This window comes from Paenibacillus sacheonensis, assembly GCF_009909195.1.
Taxonomy (GTDB): Bacteria; Bacillota; Bacilli; order Paenibacillales; family Paenibacillaceae; genus Paenibacillus_Z; species Paenibacillus_Z sacheonensis.
In genome coordinates this window covers 240,119-258,745 of record NZ_JAAAMU010000005.1, presented here as the reverse complement: position 1 = coordinate 258,745, position 18,627 = coordinate 240,119, and the positions used below count along the sequence as shown (strand labels likewise).

Sequence of the window (18,627 nt, the reverse complement as noted above, 5' to 3'; positions counted from 1 at the left end):
CTGTAAGCGGGAGGCAGGCATGAGAGATACGGCAAACGATGCGCCCCATGTCGTGCTGCTTCACAGCAACGACATTCACAGCCGGTTGGAACAAGCGGCCAGAATAGCGAATTATATCAAGGATGCCCGCGGTACTTACGGAGATCATCACCTACTGACCTTGGATATTGGCGATCATATGGATCGCATGCGCGTGGAGACGGAAGCCAGCGACGGTTTGGTAAATATCGATTTGATGAATGCGGCCGGCTATGAAGCCGTGACGCTGGGCAACAACGAAGGCTTGACCTTCACGCCGGAACAGCTGGATGCGGCTTACGCCGAGCGGGCGGGGTTCAAGACGGTATGCGCGAATTTGTTCCGCTCCGAGGACGGCAAGCGCCCTTCTTGGATGCTGCCGGCCGTGACGATCGAGAAAGCAGGCATCCGATTCGGAATCGTCGGCGTGACTGCGGCGTACGAAGAGTTTTACGCGCTCCTCGGCTGGAACGCCGTGAATCCGCTTGAAGCGGTGGCGGAACAGACGGCGCGGCTCCGCCCGGAGGTAGACGTGATCGTCGTGATGTCGCATCTCGGGCTGCAGATCGACCGCCGGATGGCGGAATCGATTCCGGGTATCGACCTCATTCTCGGCGGTCATACGCATCATTTGCTGGAAGCGCCGGAAGTCATCGGCAGCACGTATATTTGCGCGACAGGGAAGTTTGGCGAGTATATCGGCCGCGTAGACATTCGCTTCGGCGCGGAGAGCAAACGGCCTGTGATTCAAGCGGCAGTCATTCCCATGGCTGCCTACTCGGAAGAGGAGGAGGCAAGCAGCGTCATCAGCGGCGCCCTGGAAGAAGGCAAGGAGCGGCTGGGCCGCGTCGTTGCGGTCTTGGACGAAGCGCTGCCTGCGGTGAACGAGCACGAGTCGCCGTTCGGCAATTTGCTGGCTGCCGGCCTCCGCCGTTGGACGGGCGCGGAGATCGGAATGGTGAACGCGGGTCAGCTGCTCGGCGGACTCGCGGGCGGAGAAGTGACGGCGGGCGACTTGCATGCCTTGTGTCCGTCGCCGATCAATCCCTGCCGATTGAAGCTCTCCGGCCGGGATATCAGGCACAGCCTCGAAGAGTCGCTGCTGCCCGAATTCATCGAAAAGCCGATTCGCGGCTTCGGCTTCCGCGGTTTCGTGCTCGGCACGCTGGCTGTGGACGGGATTGAGATCCGATACGACCGGGAACGGCCGCCTTATGGACGTATTTCGTCCGTCAAGGCGAACGGGCAGGAGCTGGAGGATGACCGACTCTATGAGGTTGGGACAATCGACATGTTTACGTTCGGCGCCGGCTATGAGAGAATCAAGAACGGCACGGACGTTGCTTATTTCCTGCCGGAATTTATCCGTGACGTATTAGAACGGGAGCTGCGCAGCTCCGAGGCGATCGCCGACAGCTTCCGTCAGCGATGGTCGTCGGGTGCGTAGGCAACCTGATATGATTAACGGGAATGCAGCGTCTATCTTCATAGGCATGTCGTTGACGAAATAAGCTAGTTTATCGCAGGAGGTTCCGATGGGAGACATTATTCATTCGATTATTTTAGGTATTGTGGAAGGTTTGACCGAGTTTTTGCCCGTTTCTTCTTCCGGGCATATGATTCTGACGAATAAGCTGCTCGGCATCGCGTCGGATGACCAAGCCATCGTCACGTTCGAAATCATGATCCAGCTGGGAGCCATTCTGGCCATGGCGCTGGTCTACCGCGAACGGATCGCGGATCTGTTCGGCATATCGCGCAAGCCCAAGTCGCTCGGCGCAATCGGGGCTGGCCGCGCTTCCTCGCGCAAGAAGCTGAACTTGATCCATGTAGCTCTCGGTATCGTGCCGGCTATGCTGCTCGCTTATGCGCTGAAGGACGTCATAAAGGGCGAGGGCTTCAACCAGACCCCCGTGCTGTTCTCGCTCGTGGTCGGCGGTATCTATATGATCGTAGCAGAGAAGCTATCCAATTCGGGCCGTATTCGCGTCAAAGCGGAGACGATGGACGAGATTACGTATCGCCAAGCTTTCACGATCGGATTGCTGCAGTGCTTGTCGCTATGGCCGGGCTTCTCGCGTTCGGGCTCGACGATCGCCGGCGGCATGCTCACGGGAACCAGCTACAAAGCGGCAGCCGACTTCTCCTTTCTGATGGCGATTCCGATCATGGTGGTCGCATCCGGCTACGAAATGCTGGACAGCTACAAATACATCACGGGAGACAACCTTGGGTTTTTCATCGTCGGGTTCATCGTTTCGTTCGTCGTGGCTTGGCTCGTCATTGTCTTGTTCCTTCGTTTTATTCAAAAAGTCAAACTGACACATTTCGCTATTTATCGATTTATTTTGGCGGCTGCGTTCTGGATATTCGTCATGCGCTAGAAAATTTTGTCGACAATTGACGAATCTCATCTTGCTCTTTTCCTGAAAATCCCTTACATTAACATTACGAGGTTGCAGAATATCGCGCCTCCACAGGAAAATAGATGCAGTGCAGGAGTCGATCGCATGCGATTATTGCCCGTTCAAATGTGCCAGCCCGGCATGAGGCTCGCAAAAAAAATCTATTCTGAAGACGGCCTCGTATTGCTTGCAGCGGACGTTGAACTGAACCATAAGCTTATTACCCGCCTCTATGAATGCGGCATCCATTATGTATATATCCAGGACCCGCGGACGGCGGATCTAATCGTACCGGACCTCATCAGCGAAGAGACGAGGCACCGGGCGTTATCCGAGATCCGGACGAATTTCCGGGACCTGATGAATCGGCCTAACCGCAAGAACGGGGTCACCTATCCTTATATAGGCAAGTCCTTTCGCCAAATAATGGGTATGGTCATCGATGACTTGACCGAACAGAAGGATGCCATGGTCATGCTCATGAACATGGGCATCGTCGACAATTATTTGTTTCATCATTCGTTGAATGTTTCCGTCTATACGACCGTGCTTGGCATTGCGAACGGCTACTCCCGGGAAGAGCTGATGACGCTCGGACTCGGCGCCTTGCTGCATGACGTCGGCAAGACGCAGATCGGCGTTCATGTCCTGAAGAAAGATGGGAAGCTGACCATTGATGAATACGAGGAAATGAAACGGCATACGGAGCGGGGCTATTATTTGCTGAAGGACGAACCGAACATACCGCTCGTCGCTGCCCACTGCGCCTACCAGCATCACGAACGGCTGGACGGCAGCGGTTATCCGCGCGGAATCAAAAGCGACGATATTCACGAATATGCCAAGCTGATCGGCATCGTCGATTCCTACGACGCCATGACGACGACGCGGGTGTATCGCAGCCCTATGCTGCCGCACGAAGCCGTGGAGTCGCTCTATGCGGGAACGGGCACGTTGTACGATCAGAAGATGCTGCAGCTGTTCCGGGACAAAGTAGCGATCTATCCGCTCGGCATCGCCGTGCGGCTGCAAACCGGCGAAAGCGGGGTTGTCGTAGACATCAATTCGTCCTGCCCGCACCGGCCGGTCGTGCGCGTGCTGAACAACAGGGACGGAGAAGTGCTCCAAACCCCGTACGAGGTGGATTTATCCAAGCAGCTTACCGTCATGATCGTCAGCGTCAACGACAATGCAGCGCTGGCCGAAGTGGCTGGTTCGTAGCACACAGGATACGGGCGTTAGCACTCCTGAAAACCGTACGTTCTTATATCATCATCCTAAGGAGCCTAGACGGCTCCTTTTGTCTGTTCGCTGCTGGCTGAATCGGCGATTATCTTGGGCCTGATCGTTTGCAACAATCGCCCGTGGACATTACAATAGGATAAAAGCCGCGAAGCCCGTCACGCAATCATGAAAAAGTCAGGTGTTGAGTACATGTTGAACGCTTTACCGTTACGATTTACCCCCGCTGACGATCCCTGGGATCCGATCTTCTCGCTGCGCCGCCATGGACGCCATCGGCTGACGAGCGTGGAGATGACGCTGTCTAATCTATGCAATATGCGCTGCGAGCATTGCGCGGTCGGCGATACGCTCGTGTTAACGGAGCCGGAGAAGCTGCCGCTGGATCTCATGCTGCGCAAGCTGGATGAAGTCGAGCATCTGCAGACGATCAGCATTACCGGCGGCGAGCCGACCTTCTCCGAGCGTTCGGTGAAGGAATATATGATCCCGCTGCTTCAATATGCACGCAGCCGGGGTATATTTTCTCAAATCAATTCGAATATTACGTTGGATTACAATCGTTACGAAGCCATCGCGCCTTACTTGGATGTCATGCATATTTCATTCAATTACACGACCGCGGATGATTTTCATGAAATCGGTTTTGCCAAGAGCGGCCACCCCGTCCCGAAGGCGGCCGCCGCGCGCATGTATGAACGGATGCTGGACAACGCGAGACGACTGAGCGAAGGCGGCTTGTTCGTATCGGCGGAGTCGATGATCAATTACCGCACGTACGACAAAATGCCGGAAATCCATCGCCTTATCGTCGAAATGGGCTGTAAGCGCCATGAAGTGCATCCCATGTATCCAAGCGCTTTCGCTTCCGACCTGCCGGTCATCACGCCTGCGCAGATGCGATCTGCGATCACGGACCTGCTGGATCGCCGGGACCGCTCCTTATGGATGCTGTTCGGCACGCTGCCGTTCTACGGCTGCAGCGAGGATGCCGCAGACCGGGAGCTGCTGAGGCGGCTCGCGAACGAACCGTTCGTGACGGTCCGCAATGACCCCGACGGGCGCAATCGCTTGAACGTGAATTTATTTACGGGCGACGTGTTCGTGACCGATTTCTCCGACGTCCCGGCATTCGGCAATATCCGGAGCGGCCGTCTGGATGATCTCTTCGATCGCTGGCTCTCCCATCCGCTTGCCAAGAGCGTGGACTGCCACTGTCCGGCAGCGGCATGCTGCGGCCCGAATTTGCTCGTGAAGGATATGTATTACCGCGATGTCGACTTCGCGTCGCGCCAAGCGGTCCTATAAAGAACAGCTTCACCACAGAGAGAAAGCGGCTGGAATGCCGATGAGAGGAGCGGGAATTTCCTTTGCAGGACTTTGAATTCGGGAAGATTTTTTGGAATCTGTGCATCGTCTTCATTTTAGTCATCTTAAACGGTTTTTTCGTTGCCGCCGAATTTTCGCTCGTAAAGGTCAGGCAGTCGCGCTTGACGCAGCTTGCCAACGAAGGCCATAAGCGCGCCAAATATGCAATCAAGGTCAACGACCGGCTGGATGCGTATTTGTCCGCAACCCAATTGGGCATTACGCTTGCTTCGCTCGGTCTGGGCTGGGTAGGAGAACCTGCCGTTTCCGAGCTGATCGTGGAACCGTTGTTTCATCTTCTCGGTCTAAGCGATGGGGCAGTCATGCATACCGTGTCCGTCGTCATCGGCTTCCTGGTCATTACGTTCCTGCACATCGTGCTCGGGGAGCTGGCGCCGAAGTCGCTCGCGATTCAGAAATCCGAGGCTACCTCGCTCTGGGCATCCATGCCCCTGTTGTATTTCTACCGGATCTTCCTGCCCGCGATCTGGCTCTTGAACGGCTCCGCGAACGGGCTGCTCCGGATCTTCGGCGTTAAGCCGGCCAGCGAGCATGATTCGGCGCATACGGAGGAAGAAATCCGGATTTTGATGGATCAGAGCGCGAAGAGCGGCATCATTAATAAGGACGAAATGAAGCTGTTCGATAACATATTCGAATTTTCCGACCGGCTGGCGAGGGAAGTCATGCTTCCGCGTACCGATATGGATTGCTTATATGCGAATCTGTCGTTCGAGGAAAACATGAAAATCGTCTATGCGACCAAACATACCCGATATCCCGTCTGCGTCGAGGATAAGGATGAACTGATCGGCTTCGTGCACATCACGGACCTGCTCACATCCGATCCGGACGAAGAACAAAGCATGAATAAATTTCTCCGTCCGATTCTGAACGTTCCGGAGTCGATGGAAGTCAGCCACGTGCTGCAGCTGATGCAGCGCAAGCACTCGCAGCTTGCGATCGTGGTGGACGAATACGGCGGCACGGCCGGCATGCTGACGACGGAGCTGATTCTTGAAGAGATCGTCGGCGAGATTCACGACGAATTCGACAATGAACAGCCGGATATTATCGTCAAGGGCGACGTTACTTCCGTGGAAGGGCGCATGCTCATCGAAGAGATCAACGATATGTTCGATCTCGCTATCGAGGACGACGACGTCGACACGATCGGCGGCTGGCTGTTTACGAAGCTCGAAGGCAATCCGGAACAGGGCAAGAGGGTCGAGTTCGACGGTTACATATTCGAGGTAGCGGAGAGCGAGCCGCTGCGCGTGCTGCGCGTCTTCATTTTTCGCAACGGCAAATCAACGGAGCCGGAGGAGCAAGCCGGCTTAGGTGAATAATTACAGGCAAGCGCTGCGTATGCAGCCGTGGTTCGGGAGTGGAACCCGATAGGAGCCATATTGGAGCCTGCGTCATATGACGCAGGCTCCTTTTGCGTGCAACGATTCCGATTCGTCAAGCTATTCCCCGGGAAATCATTTTGCCTCTCCGCAATGAAATAATTGATGTCCAAGCAAAATCGCCCAGCCTCCAACATAAGTATAGGTGATAACAGGAAAGCAAACAGCATCGCACAGAAGGAGGCGAAGAGAAGTTGAACGCCGTTAAACCGACACGTGACTGGTATCCTTTCGTAGGTCCGTTTGACCCTTGCCCGCCCAAATACGTGAAAACCTATTATGTTCCGCCAAATCAGTTCATTCCTTACCAGCCGATGAATCTTCCGCAGTTCTCGCTGGCGGACGCGCTCAGGTACGGAACGTTGTGGCCTGCCCTGTACGGACCCTACGAATCCAAGTGCAGTCCAAGGGGGTCCGAGACCGGTGGATAAGAAGCTGGACGAACAGTATTACAGGCAGCTGCTCGAGCTGCAGCAGCTGGATTTCGCGCTGGTCGAGCTGACGCTGTACCTCGACACGCATCCGAACGACATGCAGGCCCTCCAACAATTCAATCAGCTGGCCCAGCAGCGCCAGCAATGCGCCAATCAGTTCGAGATGCAGTACGGGCCGCTTATGCAATTCGGGCACAGCTATTCCAAGTATCCTTGGCAGTGGGTCGAGAGCCCGTGGCCGTGGCAGGTGTAACGAACAACCGGAGGAGGTGGGAGGTACGTGTGGATTTATGAGAAGAAGCTCCAGTACCCCGTGCGCGTCAGCAAATGCGACCCGCGGGTGGCCAGGTATTTGGTGGAGCAGTACGGCGGAGCGGACGGCGAGCTGTCTGCTGCGCTCCGATACTTAAATCAACGCTACAGCATACCGGATAAGGTTGTCGGCCTGCTGACGGACATCGGTACCGAGGAGTTTGCGCATCTGGAAATGATCGCGACGATGATTTATAAGCTGACGAAGGATGCGACGCCGCGGCAGATGGAGGAAGCAGGTCTCGGCGATCATTACGTCATTCACGACAACGCGCTGTTCTATCAGAATGCTTCCGGCGTTCCATGGACGGCGGCGTATATTCAGGCGAAAGGCGACCCGCTTGCCGATCTCTATGAGGATATCGCCGCAGAAGAGAAGGCGCGCGCGACCTACCAGTGGATCATCGACATGACGGACGATGTCGATCTTCAGGACGGCTTGAAGTTTCTGCGCGAGCGCGAGATCGTGCATGCCATGCGGTTCAAGGAAGCGGTGGAAATGATCAAGGCGGACCGCGAAACGAAGAAAGTATTTTGAATCTTGCATCCACTTGTTTGAAGAGAGCACGTTCAGCCGGACCGAAGGCGGATCCGGCTTTTTGGCGTTTCCGGAAGATTGAGGATGCCGGATGTTGGCGAATGCGCACTAGTTTTGTCGTATTCGGAAGCAGGATGAAACTTTTGGAAACCGCTTCGCGTTTACTAGGTATCCGGTATGGGATTCGGAGCGAACCGACGGGAGGGCGAAGGTGTGCGTACGAAAGTTACTGCCGGGCTTGCGGGCGAATCGTCCGACAGTCCGCTGTCAAGGAAAGCATTGCCGAAACAAGCTGTCAGGCGCAAACGGATATGGCTGCGCATCGTAGCTGCCTTTTTCGCATTCTTCCTGCTTCTCGGTGCCAGTGGCGCCGGCTGGCTGTTTCTGACGCCTTCGGGCAACAATATCCGATATTTGATGGCGGATACGCTCATTACGACCCAACATCGGGTCTGGGCCAAATATTTGATCGGGCAGCATGCGCTCGACACGCGCGTGCAAGCGTACCAACGTCAGTTCGACGCCATGGGCGAGGAGCGCGATACGCATGTGATACGCCCCGCAGCGGTTGCGGCACCTGCGCCGGCAAGCAAATCGCCGGTCGTGCAGACCGTACAGGCCAAGCCCCTCGTCGAGATCGAGCCGATCTCCGGGCGCGGCTACAGCGGGTACGTCATGACGGTCAATGATCCGACCAAGATCCGGATTGCCGTTCCCGAGAAGCAAGGCAGAGGAGAGCGGGTGCCGAGCATGGTCCAGCGGACGGGCGCGGTAGCCGGGGTGAACGGAGGAGGCTTCGCCGATCCGAATTGGGAAGGAAACGGTTTCCAGCCCATCGGCATCGTCATGTCCGGCGGCCAGTTGTTCTACAGCGATCTAGGCCGATCGAAATCGACGCAGGTCGTCGGCATCGACGGAGCGGGCAAGATGGTCGCGGGCCGCTATTCGCTGGATGAACTGAAGCGAATGGACGTGCGGGAAGCGGTCACCTTCCAGCCGCGCATCATCGTGAACGGAAAAGGGTTGATCAAGAACGCCGCCGACGGATGGGGCATTGCCCCGCGCACTGCCATGGGGCAGCGGGAGGACGGTGCGATTCTGTTCGTCGTCATCGACGGCCGGCAGCCGGGACACAGCATCGGAGCCAATCTGTACGATGTGCAGCAGATCATGCTGGAGCACGGCGCTGTCATCGCCGCTAACCTGGACGGCGGCTCCTCGACGGTGCTTGTCAAGGACGGCGAGGTACTGAACAAGCCGTCGACGACCAGCGGCGATGGGCGGTATCTGCCGACCGCCTTTCTCGTCTTCGAGCATCCGGAACAGGCGGACATCCGAAATGTATGGGAAGGTCTGAAGCCAGGCGACATCGATGCGGGCAAGTGGTGAACGAAGGGGCGGGCCGGAACGGCAGGCCGCCCTTCGTCTTGCGCCATGGACTTCCTTTCCAGTATGATTAGGGGATACAGCAGACGGGCGTTCGTTCGAAATGCTTCGATGCGTACGCTGCGTTCGTGAAAAGGAGCCCTGCATAATGCGTAGGAATGAATCGCTTTCGCGTCCGGAAGCGTTGATTTTTGATATGGACGGCACGTTGTTCGAAACGGATACGCTGCTCAAGGGCGTGCATGAGCGGATCTTCCAAACCCTTCGCGAGGAAGGGCTGTATACGAACCCCGCTCCCCCGGTCGAGAAGCTGCTTGGCTGCCTCGGCATGCTGCTGGCGGACATATGGCGCAGCGTGATGCCGGACGGCTCGGAAGCGGCCCAGCGCCGCGCCGACGAGCTGATGCTTCAATACGAGCTCGAAGGGCTGGAGAGCGGCGAGGGGGAACTGTATCCCCATGTCGCGGAGACCCTTCGGGAACTGAAGGCGCAAGGCTTCAGGCTGTTCGTGGCAAGCAATGGCCTGGAACGCTACGTGAAGGAGGTTGCCCGTTACAGAGGCATCGCGCCGTTGTTCGACGGCTTGTACAGCGCTGGCGAGTACGGCACGGCTTCCAAGGTGCATCTCGTGGAACGTCTGCTGAAGGACCATGGCGTTTCGTCCGCATGGATGGTAGGAGATCGCTCCTCCGACGTGGAAGCCGGCAAGAACAACGGACTGCAGGTCGTCGGCTGCGCGTATGCGGTTTATGGGCGCCAAGAAGAATTGAACGGCGCCGACGCGCTGATCGGCGATTTCCGCCAGCTGCTGGAGCTGGTGTCGAATCCGTCCTGATCGCAATTCCCCGATTGAACAGCACACCCCCGATTCGCGCATGGACGGCGCAAACCGGGGGTGTGCTGTTCGTTGTTCAATCGCCGTAATCGAAGCGATATCTGCCAAGCTCCTTCGCATCGAATTCCTTCACCTTGGTTTCCTTCGGCTCGAAAAACTCTCTGCCGTCGAGATCCGACGCCTTCGCTTTATCCTTCCGCTGCGCCTTCTGGTCGTATAACCAGACGGCGTATTCCAGCGGCCTTATAATCGCGAGGCGGTACGTTTCGCGTTCTCCGGCTTGGATGAAGACTTCCCGGGAAGGCTTGGGATTGACCTCCAGCAGCCAGATCTGGCCTTTGCGGTCGATCGCCAGGTCCAAGGCCAGCTCGCAGAGGCGGCCATAGGAGCGTTCCAAGTAAGCCGCGATATCGACGCCAAGCTCTTCGGCTTTCCGTTTGACGGCAGCGGTGGTTTCTTCATTCTTGATCCAATCGCCGAGCAGCGTTTTCATTTTGATCGCTTGACCGCCGCCGTGCAGGTTGGAGGTGATGCTGCCTCTGGCCCCGATCCGCCCCGCGCATCCGGTGACTTCCCATTCGCCGCTGCGGTTCTTCTGCACCAGCATCCGGTAGTCGTGCACGCGGCCGCTCGGCAGCTTGAGCTGAATGCCCTGCTGGACCAGATAACGGTTTTCCCGCAGATTCCACTTCGCCAATCGGCCGTGGATGCCCGCAAGTCCGACCCGCTGCGGACTGACGATTTTTCTGGACTGGTCCCTGCCTTGGATGAGATAGCTGCCGCTCTGCTCTTTCTCGATGCGGAGGATGCCGCGTCCCCCAGTGCCGTTAATCGGTTTCAAGTAAACGAGCGGGTATTTGCGGATCAGGTCGCTCAAGTCGCCCTGAGCTTCGTATAGGCGCGTGTGCGGAAGATGCGGACGGAATCTTTCCTCCCGCTGCAGCGTTTTGTAGACCGTCCATTTGTTGCGCAGCACCCGGTTCAGGAATGTCAAGTGCCCGTATTTCTTGCGGAAATGGCTCAATTGCACGAACCTGTGGCTGCGCTGGATCCGGCAGCGATCATAAATCATATGGGGAAAGGAGCGCCACTTTCGGCTCCAGGATTTCGAATTCGGGTCGTACATATGCGCGTGGATGCGGTTATCCGTATAATTGACGTCGGCAGGCGTGAAGACGAAGATTTCCAGGCCGAGGCTCTTGCCGGCAGCCGTCATCCGTTCGTAGATCGGCTTCTCTTCCATCAAGCCGCGGTCGTTGAGGTACAAGGTTAAAATGCCAAGCACCGGCTGACCCATGGCGTCTCCTCCTAAAAGTTTTGCGGCCGTATCTCGCAGCCGGAGATTCCGGCAAGAATCAGCAAAACTGCTTCGTAAGCCTATGCTTAAGTTTTGCGGCCGTATCTCGCAGCCGGAGATTCCGGCAAGAATCAGCAAAACTGCTTCGTAAGCCTATGCTTAAGTTTTGCGGCCGTATCTCGCAGCCGGAGATTCCGGCAAGCGCACTAGTGTTCGAATCGAAGAGTCGGCTTGCCGGTCGGGCCGGTATGCAGGCTGACCGCCTTCATGCCCGCCCGGAAGCACATGTTCATGCTGGTCGGATTATCGGAGGCGACGCTGCAGGTCAATCGGCCCATTTGACGGTGCATGGCTCTCAGCAGCATGCTGCCGACGCCCTGGCCGCGGAAATCGGGAGCGACGACGACGAAGCAGGCGCGTTCGCCGCCGTCTTCCGCGAACGCGACCGCCACAAGCTTCCCGTCTTGAACGCCGACCGCCACGGCGGCAGGCGTCGCGGCACCGCGGGCGCTGGCGGCGAGCCGAGCGGGAGGCAGCTCATTGAGCGCGGCCAGACCGGCATGGGTAATGCGGCTATCGCCGTACCGGTACAGAAAACGGGTGATTTTCTCCTTGGCGGAAGACCATTGCGACGGCGACAGCAGCTTTACCTGCATGAGCATTCCCTCCTCCGCTATTTGTCCTTCGTGCGCAACAAATAGCTGCTATATTGAAAAATCCTGTCCAGCGACCGCTTGCGGATGTCCGGCTCGTCGAATTTCATCGGCTTGGCGTTCGCTTCGAAGAACCAGATGTTCCCCGCTTGGTCGATGCCGAGATCCATGGACATCTCGGCCAGGCTGCGCCTTGAGCCGCGTTCGATCTGACGAGCGATGACGAGCGCGGTGTTGCGGGCCTTAGTAAGAAGTTTATTAGCTTCGTCTTGGCCAAATACGCCGACAAGCAGTTTCTCTGGATCTTCGATGCTGCCGCCTCGTGGAACATGAGTCGTGATGCTCATGGAACCGGCCAGACGCGCGCCGATGCCGCTTATGTCCCATTGACCGCGCTGATTCTTCTGAATCAGCGCGCGCAGATCGAAGGATCGGTCATTGTAAGCGGCGAGGTGGATGCCTTGCTGCGCGATATACCGCTCGCCGGTGCTCTCCTTCTTGATTCGGGTCCACAGCTTGCCGATCGTGCCGCAGTTGTAGGTGGTGCTCCCTTTGTTCCCTTGAATCTTCAGCCTGTAGGGAAGCGGCTTCTCCGGCTGCAGCTGAATCGTCATGATGCCCTTGCCCGCCTTGCCGCTGACCGGTTTCAGATAGAGAAACCGGTGCTGCAGCATCATGCGTCCGAGTCCGGAGACCGACTGCATGCGGCTCGTGGCGGGGATGTAAGGCTTCGTGATCCGCGATTGGCGCAGCCATTTGAACAGGCTCCACTTGTTGAAGAACTTCGGGTTGAAGATCTGCACGTTGGGATTCCGGAGGCAAGCGGCGATTTTCCGTCTGACCTCGGGCTGCAATTCATCCTCGCGAAGGGGAATGCGGTTATAGATCAGATGGGGGAAAGGAAACTTCTGCAGCATCCACGTATCCGTACCGGGGTCATAGGTAAATCCGTTGATCGTTTTGCGGTTCAGCTTCAGCTGATTCGCCGTTACGACATAGACGAGAAAGCCGTTCTCCTTGCCGGCGTCGATCAGGTCGGCGAAATTATGACGGTTGCCGCGGAACAGCTGCAGATCGTCCTCGATGGTCAGAATGGCGAGAACGGGCTGCTTGATGCGGGAATTGGCAAGAATTTCGGCTTCCGCCGTATCTTCATGAATGACAAACCCCATTAATCGCTACCTCCCTGATCCTTGAACTTGCTCAAGAATAGGCAGTGCTCCAATATATGCGTCATGGAATCGCGGCCCTGGGATCGCAGAGAAGGATGGCTGAAGATCGAGCGGCCCGGTTTGGCATTGGCTTCGAACATCCAAATCTCGCCGTCCTTGTCGATGCCGATATCGAGTCCCAGCTCGCCGAGCGTATGCGGGAAGTTTCGTTCGATCGCCTGCGAGAGCTTGATGGATACCGCTTTGGCTTTGACCAGCATCTCGTCGGCCTTGTCGCCGAACGCGCGGCCGAGCGCCTGCTCCGGCGTCAGCAGCTGCCCGCCGTTCTTGATATGGGTCGTGACGCTGCCGCGGCCGGCTTTCTTCGCTCCGATGCCGACGGGTACCCACTCGTTATTACCGTTCTTGTGCATGTGGAAGCGGAAGTCGATCGGACAGCCGTCGATTTCGATCAGGCGAACGCCCTGCTGGCTGACGTAACGTCCGAGGCCGCTGCCGTGCCGCGACTCCAGCATGCGCATCAGGCTGTTGAAGCTCGTGAAGCGAAGCAGCACGTTCGTGTTGCCGCGCCGGTACCTGGCGAAGTAACCGCGTTTCGGATGGTAAGTCAGCCGGTAGATGCCGATCCCGAGACTGCCGGCCGTCGGCTTGTAATAGATGAACTGGTGCTTCTCCAGCATCTCTTTGATCTTCTCGGAGCGCGGATTGTTGACCGACTCGGGCAGATGCTCCAGCGCTTCCACGTCGCGGTCGAGCAGCTTATACACGTCGGACTTGTTGAAGAAGCTCCAGTTGAAGAACGGCACGCCCTTGCGGACGAAGCGTTCCCGCATCGACATGATCGAAGCCGTCGTTTCCGCATAGCGGCTGGGCAGCCGGTTATAGACGACGTCGGGAAGCGGCACGACTTTGCGGTACCAGCTGCCGCTGCTGTTGAGGAAGTAGCCGTTGACCGTTTCCTTCGTCCAGTTGACGTCTCTCGGAGTAAAGGCGAACACATAGGCTTTGCTGTCTCCCATGCGGATCAGCTGGCGGATATAGCCGGAGCGGGAGCCGAAAGGGGAGTCGCTCTTGCGGTCGCCGTCGGTGAGCACGCCGATCAACGGACCGAGCTGGACGTCATTCTCTCCTCCTTGCACGAACGAAATGCTGCCGGCCTTCGGTACCTTGATCGTTTGGCGGATGCCTGCGGTGAGGTAGAGATGGTTGCCCTGCCGGTTGATGGTTTTCACGGCTGCGGTGACGGTTTCGTGCCCAAACTTGAGATTTATCGTCTTTTTGCCGGTAAGCTTAAGGGATCGAAGGAGTGAGCCCGACAGGTAGACGATGCGTTCGCTTGTTGGTGAGAAGTGTACATGACAAGATGTCAAACTCATGGATGAACCTCCTGGATGTATCTCCTTTGAATTCGGGTGGACGGGAAAACAGGTCGCTGGCCGGCGGCCAGCAGCTTCGCGTAATCTAGTGGGCGTCGGACGGCCGTCCCGGCGGCCGCATGGTCGCCATCGAAGGATTGCCGTCCTGGTTTGGCGTTAGCCTCCAGCAGCCATAGCCGGCCGTGGGGCTCGAGTCCGTAATCGAGGCCGAGTTCGGCCAAGCGGCCGAAATGCTGCTCCAGGCAAACCGCGGACCGCTCGCTGGCGCTGCGGACCCGGTCCAATACCTTTGCCGAGACCTCGTCTCCGAAGCGGGCGCGCAGTACGTCTTCCGCCTTCAGAGCCGTGCCTCCGCCATGCAAATTGGACGTGACGCTGCCCCGGTTGCCCCGGCGAACCGCTGCTCCGGTGAAGGCCCAGCGGCCGCGTTCGTCTTTCTGAATGAGCGCGCGCACGTCGAACGGACGATCTTCTTCGTCGGTCAAGTTCAAGCAGGGCTGAACGAGATAAGGAACAGCGGCGGTGAAACGTTCGAGCCAGCCGGACAAGGCGTTCCAGCCCTTGAAGCGGAGGGAGAGCGGCCGATTCAGCCGGTCTCTGCCGTCGAGCTGCCACCCGTCGCTATCTTGGTTCCGGAGGAGCCGGAGCGCGCCTTTGCCGTGCGAACCGGCAGACGGCTTCAGGAATAGGCCTGCCGGATAGCGATCAAGCAGCCGCGAGAGCTGCTGCGCGCCTTCGAGAAGCCGCGTATCGGGCAGTTCCGGCAGAAGCGCATCGTCGAGCTGCATGGCACGATAAACGTCGAGCTTGCCGGGGAGCGAGCCGTTCAGCAGCGCATAGGGCTTGCGGCGCTTAAGCGTGCTTAATGCTTCCCGGAAACGGGCGGCTTGCGCCCCCGATGCCGGCATCGCGCGGTCGTACACGACGTCCGGCAAAGGGAAGGAGGCTTCCAGCCACCGTCCGTTCCTGAGCCGATACCCGCGCATCCGATGCGAGGAGGCCGCTGCAGCTTGCGATGCGAAAAACAAAAATACGAGCATGCCGATCGTATGCCCATACGCGCAAAGACGGCGGCAAAATTCATCCTCCGGCATGACGAGGGAAGAGCCCTCGCTCTTGCCGTCGCCGGAGTCTTCGAACTGCCGCTCGCTGATCAGGATACCGAGGATGCCGGAACGTGCTGGCTCAGCCATCTCCGTTTCCTCCTTTAGCGTTAAAATTCGGCCAAATGCCGGGCATAGCGAATCATATTGCGGACGGAGGGACGGATTTTCTGATCCTGCAAAGGCGTATTATCGTTCTTCGAAGGTTTGGAATTCACTTCCAGCAGCCAGACGCGGCCGTTCGTATCGAGCGCCAGGTCGATGCCGAGCTCCCCGAAATGCGCCGGAATGAATGCATCGACGCCATGGGCGATGTCGAGGGCCGCCCGCTGCAGCTTGCCGGGCGCGTCGTGACTGCTCGCGCCGGTTAGATTGGAACGGCCTACCGCTTCGCGGACGGTACTGAGCGTACCGCCTCTGGCGAGGTTGGAGACGAAATGATGGCTGCCGGCCGTGCGGGCGACGATGGACGTGAGCACCCATTTGCCGGTTTCGTTCTTCTGCACGAGCGCCCGGAAATCGACCGGCCGGCCAAGAATATCGATCAACTGAAGACCTTGCTGAATCTGATACCGGACGGTTTTCATTTTGCCGGAAATCGAGCCGTAGAGTTTGAGCAGACTGCTGAAATAGTGTCTGCGGGTGCCGCCGACGGTGGCGTATTGTGCAGAATACGCATCGCCATCCTGCTTGGTGATGCGGATAATGCCTTTTCCGAGGCTGCCTCGTACCGGTTTCAGGAAGACGGACGGATATCGGCTGCACATCGTCTTGAGCATGGGAAAGCTGCGGAGCACATGCGATTCCGGCAAATATCGGACCAGTGCCGGGTCTTTCGCCAGCGCTTCGAACACTTCCGGCTTATCGAGAAATTTTTCGTTGAAGACCGAGCTTTTGTGACGGATTTTGACTTCGCGGATAAACTCCTGCACGTTTGGACGGTTTTCCAGCTTGCGCGAGGTCAGCCGATTGTTGACGACGTCCGGCGACGGCAGGAACGTTTTGCGCCAGCCATCCTCGTAGACCCAGCCTTCGACGGTGTTGAAATTGCCTTTCAGATGGTGAGGCGTGAAGAAATAGACATGGGCTCCCTGCGCGGCGCAAGCATCCACCAATTCTTTGCAGAACAGCGTGATGGAGCCGAACGGCCTGTCGCGGTGATCCGGGTCGTCGCGGCTGATCAATACGCCGATCAAGGGTCCGAGCGAAAGCACGGCTTCTTCGGGCCGGTAACGGATGCGGAGCGTGGTGCTTGCCAGCAGCCCCATTTTGCGGGCGAGGCTTTGGCCGATCCGCATGCCGTCGAAGCGTTCGACCGGCACGACCTTGACGTATTGATGCAGCGCCCCGAACTTAAGCGTCACCGGCTGACCTTGCGGGATCTTCCATTGTCTCAGATAAGCGTCGCCGAGCATGATGGCATCATCCGGCAGCATGCCGGGACTGATTACCTGTACGGCGACTTTCGTTTTCAGCATCGACGGATCTCCTTCCATGCCGGAGATGATGACGGGTGGGCCAGGGTCCATAGGGATTTGACACGAATTAGTTCATCATATGAGGACATCTACCCCTTGGTGATTAGCGGACAGCATCAGATTCGAGATAAAATAACGTTTCCGGCGCCCAAAGAACCGTGCGGCCAGTACGCGCGATCTGCTAAAATAGAAGCAGACAAGGAGTTAACTCAATAAAAACAAGGAGTGACCGACGTGGGGTCCGCAGGCAAAGCGCCCGAAGCGCAAACGAAGCATGAACGGCTGATGGACTATATTCGCCAGCTCGAAATCGGTACGAAGCTGTCCGTCCGAACGATGGCGGACGAGCTGGAGGTAAGCGAGGGGACGGCGTACAAAGCGATCAAGGAAGCCGAATCCACCGGCCTCGTGAGCACGAAGGAACGGATCGGAACGGTCCGGATTCAGCGGCGGAGCCGCGAAACGATGGACCGGCTGACGTTCGGGGAAGTGGTCGACATCGTGCAGGGAGAGCTGTACGGCGGCGCTTCGGGCTTGGAGAAGACGCTCCATAAGTTCGTCATCGGCGCGATGGAGCTGGAAGCCATGGTCCGCTATATCGACGCGGGGAGCCTGCTCATCGTCGGTAACCGGCAGGGCGCGCACCGCTGCGCGCTGGAGCAGGGCGCGGGCGTCCTGATCACCGGGGGCTTCGGCACGAACGACGATATCAAGCGGCTGGCAGACGAGCTGGGCCTTCCCATCATTTCCTCCAAGCATGATACGTTCACGGTCGCCTCGATGATCAACCGGGCGATGTTCGACCGGCTCATCCGCCAGAAAATCATGCTCGTCGAGGATATCGTGACGTACAGCCGTCCGGTGGAAACGATGCGTCTCGGCGAAACGAAGGGCGATTACGTGCATTTGGCGAGCCGTGTCGGCGGCACGCGGTTTCCCGTGCTGGACGAGCGCGGCCGCGTCGTCGGCATGATGACGGCGAAGGATGCGGAAGGCGCGGACGAGAACCAGCCGGTCGAGAAGCTGATGACGCGCAGCCCCATCACGGCCGCGCCGAATATTCCGATCGCGTCCGCGGCGCATACGATGGCGGCCGAAGGGATCGATCTGCTGCCGATCGTGGACAAGAACCGCAAGCTGCTGGCGGCCATCAGCCGGAGCGAGGCGCTCGAAGCCATGCGGTACGCGGGCAAGCAAAAGGAATCCGGCGAAACGTTCGACGAATTGATCAGCGCGGGCTTCGAGAAGAAGGCGTTCGAGGGCGGAGAGAGCTTTCAATACGCGGGACGGATTACGCCGCAAATGTCGGGGACATTCGGCACGATTTCGGAGGGGGTTCTGGTTACGCTGATGACGCAGGCGGCGAGGGGGTTCATTCGGGAGCTGGGGAAGCGGGATTACGTGATCGAGAGCATGACCACGTATTTCGTCAGGCCGATCCAGCTGGAAAGCGAAGTCGTCATTCAACCGACCCTGCTGGAAATGAGCCGCAAGAGCGCCAAGCTCGAGATCGAGCTCAAGGATCCCGGCGGCGTGGCGGCCAAGGCGCTCCTCGCGGCGCAGTTGATCGATCCGTATTAGAGGATGCTCAAAAAGTCGTC

At 57.8% G+C, this 18,627-nt stretch carries 17 protein-coding genes; 11 read left to right on the top strand and 6 right to left on the bottom strand.

The features are described 5' to 3' along the window. Positions 1-19 precede the first annotated feature (19 nt). From GT003_RS11800 to GT003_RS11755, 10 genes are all read left to right on the top strand, one after another. Positions 20-1,465, top strand: coding sequence for a bifunctional metallophosphatase/5'-nucleotidase (locus GT003_RS11800; RefSeq protein ID WP_161697777.1), 1,446 nt, complete (start codon positions 20-22; stop codon positions 1,463-1,465). A gap of 88 nt (positions 1,466-1,553) precedes the next feature. After that, complete coding sequence (locus tag GT003_RS11795) at positions 1,554-2,402, top strand: undecaprenyl-diphosphate phosphatase (RefSeq protein WP_161697775.1); 849 nt, start codon at positions 1,554-1,556, stop codon at positions 2,400-2,402. A gap of 126 nt (positions 2,403-2,528) precedes the next feature. Further along, positions 2,529-3,644: an HD-GYP domain-containing protein gene (locus GT003_RS11790; RefSeq protein WP_161697773.1), complete on the top strand. Its 1,116-nt coding sequence runs from the start codon at positions 2,529-2,531 to the stop codon at positions 3,642-3,644. 213 nt (positions 3,645-3,857) lie between these two features. Beyond that, the gene (gene yfkAB / locus GT003_RS11785) at positions 3,858-4,973 is read left to right on the top strand and encodes a radical SAM/CxCxxxxC motif protein YfkAB (protein WP_239565805.1); all 1,116 of its coding nucleotides are present in this window, start codon (positions 3,858-3,860) and stop codon (positions 4,971-4,973) included. 62 nt (positions 4,974-5,035) lie between these two features. Further along, positions 5,036-6,382, top strand: coding sequence for a hemolysin family protein (locus GT003_RS11780; RefSeq protein ID WP_161697769.1), 1,347 nt, complete (start codon positions 5,036-5,038; stop codon positions 6,380-6,382). A gap of 254 nt (positions 6,383-6,636) precedes the next feature. Further along, positions 6,637-6,873: a spore coat associated protein CotJA gene (locus GT003_RS11775; RefSeq protein WP_161697766.1), complete on the top strand. Its 237-nt coding sequence runs from the start codon at positions 6,637-6,639 to the stop codon at positions 6,871-6,873. Next, positions 6,866-7,129, top strand: coding sequence for a spore coat protein CotJB (locus tag GT003_RS11770; RefSeq protein ID WP_161697764.1), 264 nt, complete (start codon positions 6,866-6,868; stop codon positions 7,127-7,129). The genes GT003_RS11775 and GT003_RS11770 overlap by 8 nt, the downstream gene beginning before the upstream one ends. A 27-nt stretch (positions 7,130-7,156) precedes the next feature. Continuing rightward, positions 7,157-7,726 (top strand): manganese catalase family protein, encoded by a 570-nt coding sequence (locus tag GT003_RS11765; RefSeq protein WP_161697762.1) that lies wholly within the window; start codon positions 7,157-7,159, stop codon positions 7,724-7,726. Positions 7,727-7,990: 264 nt separating this feature from the next. After that, entirely contained in the window at positions 7,991-9,115 is a 1,125-nt protein-coding gene (locus GT003_RS11760; RefSeq protein WP_420831447.1) for a phosphodiester glycosidase family protein, read from the top strand. 145 nt (positions 9,116-9,260) lie between these two features. Beyond that, positions 9,261-9,947, top strand: a complete 687-nt coding sequence (locus GT003_RS11755; RefSeq protein WP_161697758.1) for an HAD family hydrolase — start codon at positions 9,261-9,263, stop codon at positions 9,945-9,947. A 76-nt stretch (positions 9,948-10,023) separates the two neighbouring features. Here GT003_RS11755 and GT003_RS11750 read toward each other — a convergent pair whose 3' ends face one another. The 6 genes from GT003_RS11750 to GT003_RS11725 form a co-directional block, all read right to left on the bottom strand. Beyond that, positions 10,024-11,244: a YheC/YheD family endospore coat-associated protein gene (locus GT003_RS11750; RefSeq protein ID WP_161697756.1), complete on the bottom strand. Its 1,221-nt coding sequence runs from the start codon at positions 11,242-11,244 to the stop codon at positions 10,024-10,026. Positions 11,245-11,450: 206 nt separating this feature from the next. Continuing rightward, a complete protein-coding gene (locus GT003_RS11745) occupies positions 11,451-11,900 on the bottom strand; it encodes a GNAT family N-acetyltransferase (protein ID WP_161697753.1) in 450 nt (149 codons plus the stop codon). A gap of 17 nt (positions 11,901-11,917) precedes the next feature. Continuing rightward, entirely contained in the window at positions 11,918-13,069 is a 1,152-nt protein-coding gene (locus GT003_RS11740) for a YheC/YheD family endospore coat-associated protein (protein WP_161697751.1), read from the bottom strand. Then, on the bottom strand, positions 13,069-14,445 hold the full coding sequence (locus tag GT003_RS11735; protein WP_161697749.1) for a YheC/YheD family endospore coat-associated protein: 1,377 nt from the start codon (positions 14,443-14,445) through the stop codon (positions 13,069-13,071). Before GT003_RS11735 ends, GT003_RS11740 begins: the two co-directional genes overlap by 1 nt. Next, the gene (locus tag GT003_RS11730) at positions 14,442-15,638 is read right to left on the bottom strand and encodes a YheC/YheD family endospore coat-associated protein (protein WP_161697747.1); all 1,197 of its coding nucleotides are present in this window, start codon (positions 15,636-15,638) and stop codon (positions 14,442-14,444) included. The genes GT003_RS11735 and GT003_RS11730 overlap by 4 nt, the downstream gene beginning before the upstream one ends. 20 nt (positions 15,639-15,658) lie before the next feature. Next, entirely contained in the window at positions 15,659-17,026 is a 1,368-nt protein-coding gene (locus GT003_RS11725) for a YheC/YheD family endospore coat-associated protein (protein WP_161697745.1), read from the bottom strand. Positions 17,027-17,311: 285 nt separating this feature from the next. Between GT003_RS11725 and GT003_RS11720 the strand changes: the two genes are divergently transcribed. After that, positions 17,312-18,607 carry a DRTGG domain-containing protein gene (locus GT003_RS11720; RefSeq protein WP_161698259.1) on the top strand — a complete coding sequence of 432 codons (1,296 nt, stop codon included), beginning with the start codon at positions 17,312-17,314 and terminating at the stop codon, positions 18,605-18,607. Positions 18,608-18,627: the final 20 nt, after the last annotated feature.